The organism is Vibrio sp. OPT24, from assembly GCF_015163545.1.
In the GTDB taxonomy this organism is placed as follows: domain Bacteria; phylum Pseudomonadota; class Gammaproteobacteria; order Enterobacterales; family Vibrionaceae; genus Vibrio; species Vibrio cyclitrophicus.
Genome location: NZ_JADDYI010000022.1, coordinates 69,735 through 82,005, shown reverse-complemented (window position 1 = coordinate 82,005; position 12,271 = coordinate 69,735). Strand labels below are relative to the sequence as shown.

12 protein-coding genes and 1 tRNA gene are annotated in these 12,271 nt (G+C 42.8%); 4 read left to right on the top strand and 9 right to left on the bottom strand.

The genetic code is table 11. The annotated features are described in order from the left end of the window. Nucleotides 1–35: 35 nt before the first annotated feature. The gene (locus IQO02_RS08060; RefSeq protein WP_010441154.1) at nt 36–1,028 is read right to left on the bottom strand and encodes a hypothetical protein; all 993 of its coding nucleotides are present in this window, start codon (nt 1,026–1,028) and stop codon (nt 36–38) included. A gap of 279 nt (nt 1,029–1,307) precedes the next feature. Here IQO02_RS08060 and IQO02_RS08055 point away from each other — a divergent pair, with 279 nt between their 5' ends. Continuing rightward, a complete protein-coding gene (locus IQO02_RS08055) occupies nt 1,308–1,547 on the top strand; it encodes a PAS factor family protein (protein WP_004733935.1) in 240 nt (79 codons plus the stop codon). 246 nt (nt 1,548–1,793) lie between these two features. Here the strand turns inward: IQO02_RS08055 and IQO02_RS08050 are convergent, their stop codons facing one another. From IQO02_RS08050 to IQO02_RS08035, 4 genes are all read right to left on the bottom strand, one after another. Continuing rightward, complete coding sequence (locus IQO02_RS08050) at nt 1,794–3,503, bottom strand: methyl-accepting chemotaxis protein (protein WP_016789536.1); 1,710 nt, start codon at nt 3,501–3,503, stop codon at nt 1,794–1,796. Nucleotides 3,504–4,062: 559 nt separating this feature from the next. Beyond that, nucleotides 4,063–4,479 carry a MarR family winged helix-turn-helix transcriptional regulator gene (locus IQO02_RS08045; RefSeq protein WP_010441160.1) on the bottom strand — a complete coding sequence of 139 codons (417 nt, stop codon included), beginning with the start codon at nt 4,477–4,479 and terminating at the stop codon, nt 4,063–4,065. Further along, nucleotides 4,457–5,443: a CDF family Co(II)/Ni(II) efflux transporter DmeF gene (gene dmeF, locus IQO02_RS08040; protein WP_016789535.1), complete on the bottom strand. Its 987-nt coding sequence runs from the start codon at nt 5,441–5,443 to the stop codon at nt 4,457–4,459. Before dmeF ends, IQO02_RS08045 begins: the two co-directional genes overlap by 23 nt. A 290-nt stretch (nt 5,444–5,733) precedes the next feature. Beyond that, on the bottom strand, nt 5,734–6,645 hold the full coding sequence (locus IQO02_RS08035) for a LysR family transcriptional regulator (protein WP_016784492.1): 912 nt from the start codon (nt 6,643–6,645) through the stop codon (nt 5,734–5,736). A gap of 180 nt (nt 6,646–6,825) precedes the next feature. On the opposite strand from IQO02_RS08035, the gene IQO02_RS08030 reads away from it, so the two are divergent. Further along, nucleotides 6,826–8,085, top strand: a complete 1,260-nt coding sequence (locus IQO02_RS08030; protein ID WP_010441165.1) for an adenylosuccinate synthase — start codon at nt 6,826–6,828, stop codon at nt 8,083–8,085. A gap of 91 nt (nt 8,086–8,176) precedes the next feature. On the opposite strand, the gene IQO02_RS08025 is transcribed toward IQO02_RS08030, so the two are convergent. Continuing rightward, nucleotides 8,177–8,253, bottom strand: a tRNA-Val gene (locus IQO02_RS08025). A 265-nt stretch (nt 8,254–8,518) separates the two neighbouring features. Next, nucleotides 8,519–9,187: a DUF2726 domain-containing protein gene (locus IQO02_RS08020; RefSeq protein ID WP_010441166.1), complete on the bottom strand. Its 669-nt coding sequence runs from the start codon at nt 9,185–9,187 to the stop codon at nt 8,519–8,521. Between the two features lie 273 nt (nt 9,188–9,460). On the opposite strand from IQO02_RS08020, the gene IQO02_RS08015 reads away from it, so the two are divergent. Then, nucleotides 9,461–9,646 (top strand): hypothetical protein, encoded by a 186-nt coding sequence (locus IQO02_RS08015; RefSeq protein WP_010441167.1) that lies wholly within the window; start codon nt 9,461–9,463, stop codon nt 9,644–9,646. A gap of 361 nt (nt 9,647–10,007) precedes the next feature. Here the strand turns inward: IQO02_RS08015 and IQO02_RS08010 are convergent, their stop codons facing one another. Then, on the bottom strand, nt 10,008–10,550 hold the full coding sequence (locus tag IQO02_RS08010; protein WP_016793536.1) for a GGDEF domain-containing protein: 543 nt from the start codon (nt 10,548–10,550) through the stop codon (nt 10,008–10,010). A gap of 258 nt (nt 10,551–10,808) precedes the next feature. On the opposite strand from IQO02_RS08010, the gene IQO02_RS08005 reads away from it, so the two are divergent. Then, nucleotides 10,809–11,915, top strand: a complete 1,107-nt coding sequence (locus tag IQO02_RS08005) for a M20/M25/M40 family metallo-hydrolase (protein WP_016793537.1) — start codon at nt 10,809–10,811, stop codon at nt 11,913–11,915. Nucleotides 11,916–12,020: 105 nt separating this feature from the next. On the opposite strand, the gene IQO02_RS22110 is transcribed toward IQO02_RS08005, so the two are convergent. Beyond that, nucleotides 12,021–12,271 (bottom strand): DUF3859 domain-containing protein (locus IQO02_RS22110; RefSeq protein ID WP_228006026.1); only part of this gene is annotated, 251 nt, incomplete at its 5' end.

Here is a 12,271-nt window from a genome sequence, read left to right as displayed (position 1 = left end):
AACTGGGCGTTATAAAGCCCTAATTTATTTCACCACTAGGGTTTATTTGAATAGTAACTGGTTAGAGTGTTGATAAAACGTTGCTTATCCGTTTCTGGCAGTTGATTTATTCCCGCAGCTGCTTTTCTACCACCCCCCGTATCAAAGCTCGCGCAAATTTCATCTGCACCTGTTCGATTTGATAATGGAGCACGTAAGCTTACGGTGTAAGATTTATCGTCTTGATTCTTCGTTAAAACGGCTTGTGCTCGACTTGGATCTTGATTCACGATTTCATTGCCAAAGACACCACTAATGCGACGCGCCCAAGTCTCACCGGGTAGCTCAAACACTCGAGCAAATTCACTCTCATGGACAGGTGTAATGCTCATGAGTTTTTGGTGGTCATTTTTATAAGCATTGCGTAATTGGTAAAACACAGAATCTTGATCTGCTAGAAGATCAAATGGGTTGGGGTACTGGTAAAGAGCTTGGTAAAGTTCAATTGGCGTGAAATGTAAATCACTCAACGAACTGCCATATCCGTTGTAGTTAACTAAAGTCCCTAACTCCTCTAAGAAATCAATTTCAGCTTGATCCAATCCATTCTCAACAGCTAACTGAACAGCGACAGCTTTTAGGTTATCACCAAAGGCGGCAGCAATTGCCCATGCCACATGCTCACCCTTTAACTTTCGATTTATCAACAAACTAGTGCAGCATTCAGGTGCAGTATCAATCAAAGTTTCAAGATATCTAGATTTCGGCACTTCTCCCGTACGATGGTGATCGCAATAGAAAACGTCGATACTTGCGTCTAGTAGTGAATGGAGTGCGGATAGATTTTTCTCCATAGATACATCTAAGACCGTAACAGATGAACTATCACCTTGTTTACCTTGCCCCATCATCTGATTAACGACTTGAGATACCAACTTGATATCGCGCTTCACACCAGTAACGAGTACACTCTCTTTAGGCTGACTTAGGCGAAGTTGTAACAACGCGATGATGCCGTCTGCGTCTCCATTAAATACGTCGTAGTGCATTTTGTTCCTCTTCCTTTAAGCTCTAAACGTCAGTCAAATAAGCTAATAAAATCGATAATGTAGCTGCCTTTTACAGTCTGTCATCATTTTAGGTTTATTTCACAGATAGTTAAGTCTATTTTGGAATGCCTTATTCTCATCAGGTTCAAGAGATACATCTATAAACATTAGATTTTCCAAAAGCAAATATCATTTGCACTATTGTATGACATATATCACAGCAAGCTAGGGTCAAAAGATTATAAAATAAGCGCCTCCCACTTGACGATATAGAGACGAATGAACACTACAACCACTCTTGTTTATGACACTTTGAAAAGCCTTGCTGCTCACGCTCCTGAGCAGCACGCCGAGATTCGCCAGCGTTTATATGAGCAGTTGAGCCTGCCATTTAACAAGCAGCTCTCGCTATACGCTAACGTACTGGGGCCAATTAGCTCAGGTAAATTAGCGGGATGCGACAACATTGATAAGGCGGTTGAACTAGCACTAGACGTGCTAGAAGGTCGAAATAAGTAACCCCACGACTTCCCGCTTCAATCAATTACTACGATTAAACGACCCTGCTCCTCCCCCCCTATAGGGTCGTTTTTTTCTTATCTAACAACGTTCTTCCCTTTCCATTCATTTTTCGCTTTAATTTGTTTGTAATTATCTAATTATTTCAGACACAAAAAAGCGCAGATTAACTGCGCCCTCAGATTACTAAGTCTGATTAATACCTCGCGGCGATTTTTTCTTACCTACCGAATGAAATCAAACCCACTATGACGTTTTAAACTGCGCTACCGCTCTATCCATATCATGAGCTTGTTCTGCCACTTTATCTACCTCCATTAAGCAGTGTTGAGCCGATGCGTTGTTGTCGTTCGAAATGGTGTTAAGCTCCGTGATTGAATCACTCACTTGCGCCATCACTGCGCCCTGCTCTTCAATCGCAGATGCAATACGTTCAGAGTTGCCTTGAATACTTTCCATGTCGCTCAAGATAAGCTGCAAACTTGCATCCAGTTCTTCTGAATCTTTGAGTGTTAGTTGCCCTTGTTGATTACATTCGCCAATCTCGGTCATCGAAGCGTTCATTTGACTTTGGATTGCGGTGACTACACTGGTGATTTCAGTGGTTGACTGGTGCGTTCTACTCGCCAGCGCTCGTACTTCATCCGCAACCACAGCGAAGCCACGGCCTTGTTCACCTGCTCGCGCGGCTTCAATGGCTGCATTCAATGCTAGCAGATTGGTTTGCTCTGCAATCCCTTGAATGATATTGACCGCGTCGCCAATTTGATCAACATGATGGTTCAATGAACTGATCGAGTCTTGGCTGCTTGAAAGACGTTCAGACAGCTGGGTAATATTGTTTATAGTGTCTACAACCACTTCACGACCTTTATCAGCATTCACTTTGGCTTGCTGGACACCCTCCGCAGCCACAGATGTACTTTCTGAGATTTCACCGATGGTGAGCACCATTTCTTGCACTGAAGTGGTCATGGTTGAAGTATGGTCAGCTTGCACTTCAAACTGTTTGATGACCGATTCAAGCTCATCATGCATGTTCGACGTGCTTTGCGTCAGTTGCAGTGACTTAGATTGAGACGCCGCGATTAAGCCTTCCAACTGATCAAGCAATTGGTTGAAATATTGGCCTAGCGTGCTGAGTTCATCTTTGCCATCAATGTGTGAACGAATGGACACATCGTTAGAATCGACAATGTTACGAATCACCGAAAGTAGAGATTCAATTTTACCGATGATAGAGCGGACAATTAACCAGCTGAACAGAATGATCGACACAAGCAATGTGACGCAAAGGATATTGTTAATCAGCGATAGCTTGTCCATCTCTTGTTGCGTTTGTTGCTCTAACACCGCTGAGAACTCTTTAAACTGAGTTTCTATAGCATGAGAACCGGAGCGTGCTTGTCCTAACAGACCTTCGTTGTGCTTCAAGCCAATGACTTGCTTCTGTGCGACCACTTGTTTAGCGGTATCTAACAACTTGCTTGAACTAACTGAAAGACCACTTGGATCGAATATGCCCTTTTCAATCAGATCATTAAACAAGTACAGTTCGACTTGTTGCTCTGCTTTGACTGTTGCACCGATGCTGTCTAGTTCTTCATGAAATCGACCGAGTAAGCCTTTATCTCGTGCTAATCCGTAGACTTCATAAGCTTTCGCCAATTCAACGAAGCTTACCTGGTAGGCTTCAATGTCATCACGTAACCGTGCTCTGTTGGCCAAACCCAAATCGCTAAGTACGGTATTGAGCTGAGATTCAGATTCTAAAAATTGGTTGTAGTTAACATCGAAGTTATCGAGATATTTTAAATCGCTACGTAACAAAAAATCTTTTTCGTTGCGGCGAAGGTTAAGCAATCGTACTTCAAGTTCCTTGGTGATTTGTTTAGCTTGGCTCATTTGAGCCGTGGTATCTGCAAATTGTGAAGTGGTAAACAGCAATGCAATCATGCCGAAAATGGAAAATATTCCCAATGAATAGAGCTTGTTCTTTATGTTCATGTATGTGACTCGTCTTTACTAATCTAATAATAGGTATCTAAGTTTTTGTGTAACTTTTGTTATCTTATTTTTATGTTTATCTAGCTTCAGTTATCTATCTAGCTCTAGTCGTTTGCATAACCTAGGTTATTTATATAGTGATTAACTCGTACTGTTCTCAATTGGATTTGAGCTACCAATGAGAGCGCACCTAAAGTTAGAATTATCAATAACACAAATTTCTAACATGTACATTAGTTGAATTATAGATTTGGGAGGCAGCTATTTGACGGGTCGAACAAGGCTTAAACAGCAGGCTACGTAAGGCTTTGAATCAAATAACTTTCATACTGCATTGACCTCGGTTGCTATAATGACATTATTTGGGCTCATCAGAGGAACCAAAATTATGCTCAATTTCTTCGATTCATAAAAAATGGACCGCCCCTACTCGGGTACGATCCACTTATCTATGTTCTTGCTAGCGGTTAGTTGTCGCTATTCGTTCTCAGCTTTATACTCACTCGAACTAAAATGCTTTTACCATTTTTGTCAGACATTTCAGCAATACGACTTTTTCGTCTTCTTCGAATTCTTGTGTGAGTTCATTGACCAAATTCAAGTGAAGCTGATTGTGATGAAGGTGGATCTTCTGCCCTTCATCGGTCAACGCTACGACTATCGCACGTCGGTCGGTTGGGTGTTCATGGCGCTCTATCAATTCGGCTTTCACTAGCTTTTCGATTTGAACAGTGAGTGTGCCTGTAGTGATGCCGAGCTTTTCTGCGAGTTCTTTCATTCTCAACGCGCCATGCATACCAAGCACTTCGATGGTATGAACTTGCGCTAAGGAGTAACCCGTTTCTTTGACAACAGATTGCTCCCACGAAGACATTTTATCGTAGAACTCGGTTAGTATTTGATTAAGCTGTTCTATATTTCGCATGGCCGTTTGAGTGCACTTCAAGAGTAAGATGGTTAATCTTATCAAACTTGGCGAGCATTTGTTTATATTCAGAGATGGTTTTATCACTGTTTGATTCAAGAGTAATCGCCGCTGAGTAGTGATGCCCGCTCACCTTCCACATGTGAAAATCTGTTACAATGGCGTAAGAAGCCAAAGCTTCGGTGATGCTTTGACGGTAGTCGTCACCAATATTCTCATCCAGTAGGATTGGACTGGTCTGCTTCATCAGGTTCATCGTCCACTTTGCAATTACTAGTGCGCCAATCATACCCATTGCGGCATCCAACCAGTTCCAACCGTAGAACTTACCAAATAACAGTGCAACAATCGCAAGCAGAGACGTCAGAGTATCCGCCAACACATGCATGTAGGCTGCGCGTAGGTTATGGTCATGATGGTGCTCACCATGCTTATGACTATGGTCGCTGTCGTGATCATGGCTATGTGAATGATCATGATTCTTACTATGATTGTGGCCATGCTCGTGTCCGTGGTCATGATGGTGATCGCCGAGTAAAAACATACTCACCACATTCACGGTTAAGCCAATACAGGCAACGATGATCGCTTCATTGAACTGAATTGCTTGTGGGTTAAACAAACGATGCACCGATTCCACCAGCATCAATAGTGCCACTATCCCCAATGCAATCGCACTGGTGTAGCCCCCTAACACGCTAACTTTACCTGTACCAAAAGAGAAACGTTCGCTCTCGGCATGTTTCTTCGCATAACGGTATGCAAATAAGGTGATGCCAAACGCTGCAGCATGCGTCCCCATGTGCCAACCATCGGCGAGTAATGCCATAGAGCCGTAAATGGTACCCGCAATAATTTCGACAATCATAGTAACGACGGTCAATAACAAGACATAGAATGTGCGTTTCTCACCTTGGCTGTTATGTGAAGAAAAGTTGTGTTGGTGACGTGTTGGAAAACTCAAAATAGCGTCCTTAGTTGGTATTGTGGTTAGGGCTATCTGTCATTAGGGCATGGTGCTGACAAATTCCCTTTGACTCACAAGTAATTTGATTATCAAATCAATTGATTGAAATTTAGTTTGATTGTCAAACTTTGTCAACGACGAATTTCAAAGCTCTGGTTTGCGAAAGTAATAATTGATGTGCGCTCCAATTAGCCCTATAGCCCATTGGTTGCAAAAGAACTGCGCTTGTTAAGCACAAAAAAGCCCATACTAGGCAGGCTTAGGTAAGTCAAAGTCAATGATGGCGCTTATTTGTTTTGCAGCAGACTAATCTCATCATTCACCCAACCTAACAATTGCTTGGTCGCTTTCGACAATACTTGGTTCTGGCGAACAATATAGCCAAGGCTCGTACTAGAAAAGTTCGTTAATGGTGTCACTTTCGAATGCAGATGCTGCTTGGTGGATACCGCGAATTCTGGAACAATCGCCACACCAAACCCCGCTTCCGCCCAATCGATTTGAGCATCGACACTCCCTACTTCCATCACCCTGTAATTTGGTAGATTCAGGTTTGGTAAACCTTCATCAATGAAATCACGCGTTCTCGTATCGTGGCCAAGTAGAATTAAGGTGAGCTCAGAATCTTCTTCTGCGCCTTTAACCTCATTCTCTATATTTCTTTCAGCCCCTTGAATATCAAACCCATCGCCTAGCGCACACCAAGAAAGATCCTGCAGCTTAGTGAAATATAACGACTCATTGTGTTGTTCTTTAGCGATAACAAAACCAAGATCCGCTTGAGCGTTTTTGATTAGGCTCGATGCTTGAGATGATGTGGTATTCAACAATGTTAGGTCTATACCCGGATACTGTGCTTTGAACTTCTGGAAAGGACGAATCAACAAGAATCGAGAAATGATGTCGCTGACAGCAATAGTCAAAGTGCCAATTTTGAGATCGTTAATAGCATTGAGATCTGCCTGGCAAATCTGTAGTTCGAGTAACGTTCTTTGGCTCGTTTCCAATAGCCGTTCACCCGCTTGAGTCAATTGAAATGGGCTTCTGTCTATCAACTTTATGCGTGTTTGTTGTTCTAGTTGTTTTAGGTGCAAACTCACATTGGGTTGTGTCATGTGTAGTGCATTGGCTGCTTTCCCAAAATGCTTGTACTCCGCAAGCGTTACAAACGTCTTCAACAAATTAATATCGAGCATCATATCTCTCCTGTGTTCCTTGCATCATTCTCTAAAATGAGAGACGAACCCAATAGGGAATCTCGCTTATGGTTTAAGACTTTAGAGATATATGAAATTCTTATCAAGATAATAAAGATAATTAATTTCTCTTATCCACCTTGTAGGCCTAACATGATTTCTCAATCAGTTAGGAGAAAAATTATGCCATCTATCGTTGTTGTGGGCGCAAACTGGGGTGATGAAGGCAAAGGCCGCATCGTCGATTTTTTAGCAGACCAAGCTTCTGCTAGCATTCGTTTTCAAGGCGGAAACAATGCAGGCCATACCGTAGTAAATGACTTCGGTACATTTAAACTGCACCAACTACCAAGTGGTATTTTTAATCCTGATTGTACAGCGGTTCTTGGCCCAGGCATGGTGATCAGCCCTGCTGCGCTAACTCAAGAGATTGCAGAAGTTCAAGAGGCTGGCATCAAAGTTAAAATGGCGATCTCAGATCGTGCGACACTGTGTCTCCCTTTACACGCCCTTGAAGATACGCTTGAAGAAGAGCGTTTGGGCGACGGCGCTTACGGTTCAACACGTCAAGGTATTGCACCAGCGTACGGCGATCGTGTAATGAAAAAAGGCATTCTTGTGGGCTGGTTGAATCAACCTGAGATTTTAGAGCAACGCATTCAATTCCTGCTTGATTGGAAGATGCCTCAACTTAAAGCGCTATACCCTCAATGTGATTTCACTCAGACAGCTTCTGAAATGACAGAATGGCTACTTGAAGTGACTAAGGCTTGGCGCCCATTCATCTGCAACGTGACTGAGCCTCTTAAAGCACTGCAATCACAAGACGCAAACCTACTTTTTGAAGCTCAACTTGGTGCAGGCCGTGACCTTGTCTACGGTGAATACCCTTGGACGACGTCTTCTAATGTAACCGCAGCTTACGCGGGTATCGGTAGTGGCTTACCTGCCCTTCGCCCTGAGCGTGTTATTGCTGTTGCTAAATCGTTCAGCTCGTCTGTTGGTACTGGTACGCTAGTAACTGCAATGGAAGAGCAAGACAGCTTCCGCGAAAGCTCCAACGAATATGGTGCAACTACGGGTCGCCCACGTGATATGGGGTACTTTGATGCAGTAGCTACTCGCAACGGTGTTGACCTACAAGCCGCGACTGAAATCGCACTAACTAAGATTGATTGCCTATCTGGTTTATCCGAACTTAAGATCTGTACTGCTTACTCAGGTGAGCACACTGAGAATCCAATTTGGCCACAGACAGCTGAGCTAAAGCCCGTGTATGAAGACATGGCAGGCTGGGATGAAGACATCACTGGCTGCCGCACGTTTGAAAGCCTTCCTCAAGCGGCACAAGATTACGTAACTCGCATCGAAGAGTTGATGGGCGTACCAATCGTGATGGTATCGGTAGGTCCTGAGCGCGAGCAAATGATCATTCGAGGCTAAATCCCTCTAGGTATTTAGCTATGACGGCTAGTTCTAGCTAAATACGACAGGCACAAAAAAGCCCACACTAGGTGGGCTCTTTCGTATAATGTGGTGCCCGCTACTGGACTCGAACCAGTGACACCTTGCATGTCATGCAAGTACTCTAACCAACTGAGCTAAGCGGGCAATGCTGTGAAACTTAACTAACCGCTTTACTAAGTGGCTAACGCTTCAGAACGAGATGGATAATAACGAGTGAATGGGTAGCGTGCAAGGATAAATTTGCACAAAACTGTTCGTTTGCTTTTAAAAACAACAATCAGAGTAAATTTTAAACACAAAGCAGATCAACGGGTTGAGATAGATCACATTTCAAGTCAACTTTACTGGCTAGCTACATAGACATGCTTTGTGTCTTTTAAACCTCCAACGGAACTTTTAGCTTGAGATATTAGTTTGACTCTTCTTCGCTATCGAATACCACGTTGTAGTTCTCAGTATAAGTACAGTTAGGCTGGCGACTGCAAGTAAAAAAGCGTCGTCCTTTATAGTCGCCTTGGCTAGCCAATTTTATGATCATCGGGCTACCACACTTTTTACAGAAGCGAACTTCCTTTGATGGTTCGATAAGATCGATATGTGCCGCCAACAATCTCTTTAAGCGACTCACTTGATAACTGTGTTTCACCGATGCACCGATCAACGGCAGGCCTGCTGACTTGCAAACGTGAATGAGCAGCTTTTCTCGGTCAACTTTGCCTTTGTTCAACTCTTTCCCATTATCGAGTTCAATGATGACACGTGGCTCTAATGTTCTTGGGTCACACACTACAAAATCAAAATAGCTACGAGATATCTTGTTATTGGCAATAAACCAGTTTTTCTTAGTATTACTTTTTGCAGGAGCAAGCACGTTCGCCATGTTCACTTTTGCAAACACCACGCCATGATTACCCACTGCTGAGATCAAGGCCGTATAAAAAGTGGCTTGCTGTACGTTGAGCAATGCCCCTTTTTTTTGATAAGCGTGGTCTTTTGTGTCGTCATGTTTAAATACGTACTTCTGAATGAAGTAAAAGAAGACGACAAGCACCACTACAACGATAAAAATATTAGTCATGTTCCACGCAAGTAGGGAGATTAAAGTGATTGTAGCGTAAGTAGAAAAGCATCATGTGGCAAGAAAAAGAGAATCAGTTGTTAACTCGAATCACGACCTTTCTCTTAGAGTTGTTCGCTAACTGCTTGATTTGAGATTTTAGATAACCGACACAGCTCTCTTATTTGAGTATTCGGTTATTATTTAGCCTCAAAATTGATATAGATCAATTAGTGCCAGTTTGTGATCAATTAGCCTGAAAAACGTTAGGCAAATGTTAATAAGGAAATTGATATGGAACTTAAACAAGACCCAAGATGTTATACCGACGTGTGTGTAAGTGGTAAATGGTTCCACTATGATCACTGCGGAACGCAAGCTTATATGTTAAAAGGCGGTTCTTCAGCAGTCATTGAACTGTCTAAAGAACCGACTACAGAAGGTGAGCTGGTCGAAATGCTGCAAGGTATCGCCAAATAAGCCGAATTGAACAAGACTGATATAGACAAATTCAAGATATCGCTAAGTAAAACCCATATTTAACTCAAACTTTGATATTAGCGTTCTGAAAGTATTCCAAAAGCCATTCTTGTCTCACGAAGATCAGAATGGCTTTATGTTTTCTAATCAGCAATTAACTTTCAGCGATGATGACTTGATTCCTACCCGACTCTTTCGCTTAATATAATGCATCATCCGCGGCTTTAAGGTACTTTTTGTAAGTATCTTGGTTGAGTTGGTTTTGAGAAATACCAATCGATGCCCCTATCAATGGAACCAGACAACAACAGAACAAATTCTTCCACCCCCAGCGAGCCACTACGTCATTTGGGTATAAGTGTTACTTTACACTCCTTGCAACTTCCACTAATACCTCATCACCAACATCATGTCCAAAGGTGTCATTAACACGCTTAAAGTGGTCGAGATCTAGATAACGTCGGTTGTATAACCCCATTAACTCACACGTTGTCGATTGAGTGATAAGAGCCTTATTTTTGCTTAGAATACTGCGAAGCCTAATCGCCAGCAATATAGCACTAATGCTGACCATTATAATTAATGCGATCACGATTCTGTTTCTAAGTTGTTCCTTTTGAAGTAATAATTCGTTGAGGTCTTTTTCAGTATTGAGTAGCTCATTTTCTTTGGCGAGTGTCGCGGTTGCATAATCTTGTTCTAATAAGAAAATGTCGCTCTGCCTTTTATCAAACAGCAGCGCTTTGTTGCCATGATAATATTGTTTGTAGTATTTCGGGGCAGTATCAAGGTCACCCTGGGATTCGTAATATTCAGCCAGTGTTTTTAAGCTTAGCACTTTCCAACTTCTGCTCCCAACCACTTCAAAAAATGCAAATACTCGTTCAAGATCACTCAATATCATGTATTAAGACCGTTACAAATTGAGTGATCATATCACTGCTGTTTACTTATATTAGAAACTTATTATACCGATCGCTATGCAGATTAAAATATCGCTATTTAGCAGAATGACGACGTGTATTTCTCACTAATTAGAATAATCAGGCGACTTTCTTGATTTAACTCAGGCAATCATCTACCTCATTGGCGTTATAGTGATTTTCCTGTTCCTACCTCCGCGGATTTTTTAGAACAAGCGGAAGCATAATGAGAATTAACAATGACCCAAATTAATGAACAACGCCTTGTCGACCATTTCTGCGATCTTGTGAAAATCGATAGTGAATCACGTAACGAAAAAGCCATTGCTGAAGCGCTGGCTGAGCAGCTAGGCGAATTAGGCTTTGACGTACATAAACTGGCTGTTCCAGAAGAAGTGTCGAACGGTTTCAATATTTATGCACGTTTAGATGGCACTCTTTCAGGCAGCACTGTATTCAGCTGCCACATGGATACAGTAACGCCAGGTATCGGCATTGAGCCAATCATAGAAGACGGCATCATCCGTTCAAAAGGCAACACTATTCTGGGTGGCGACGATAAGTCTGGTATCGCAGCTATCATGGAAGCGGTTCGCGTAATTAAAGCGGAAGGCAAAGAACACAAAACTATTGAGATTGCATTTACTGTATTCGAAGAGGGCGGTCTATTCGGCTCTTTGAACTTCGATATGTCTTACATCAAATCTGAGCACGCTATCGTGCTTGATACAGGCGGCCCGATTGGTACCATCGTAAACGCAGCGCCTGGACAGCAAAAAATTGTTGCGAAGATCAAAGGTCGCCCTGCTCACGCTGGTTTAGCGCCAGAAGAAGGCATCAGCGCAATTCAAGTGGCTGCAGACGCAATCACTAAGATGAACCTGCTTCGTATCGATGAAGAAACAACAGCAAATGTTGGTATTGTTGAAGGCGGTCAAGCGACTAACATCGTAATGCCAGAGCTTAAAGTCGTGGCTGAAGCTCGTTCTCTAAGCGGCGAAAAGCTAACAGCTCAAGTTGAGCACATGATCTCTACATTCCAAGAGAGTGCGAAGCAGTTCGGCGCTGAAGTAGAAATCGACTCTACTCGAGCTTACGATGCATTCGTTATTGCAGACGATCACCCGCATATTCTTTCTATCAAATCAGCGTTTGAGAAGCTTGGCGTAAGCGCAAACACCAAACGCACTGGTGGTGGTAGCGATGCAAACAACTTCAACGCGAAAGGCCTAACAACGGTTAACCTTTCTACTGGTATGGCGAAAGTTCACACCACTGAAGAATACATTGCAGTGAAAGACATGGTCGCAATCACTGAGTTTGTAGTGGCTTACGTAACACAATAATCTTACTTGTTAGCGAGGTGGTGAAAGCCATTTAGCCAATATCAAAAAGCCGAGTTCACATGTGACTCGGCTTTTTTGTATCTGAATTTAGCCAGAAGTTCTAGCCTAAAAACCTCTACGCTTCCAAAACTGGCTTTCGTCTTTTGCTACTAGGTCGAATGTCTTGTCGGCGATGATGTTGCCTTTTAGCTCAACCGTCATGCGCCATTTGCCCAGCTTGTTCGAGACAGGCGCCCAGATAGTGTCACCTAAGTAGAAATCCCAATCATTGTTACCGACATACTCTTCGCCATCGAACGGTTCGAGCACTTCACCTTTGTCTGTAGTGATATTGGGGTGATAAATGCAGTAACGGA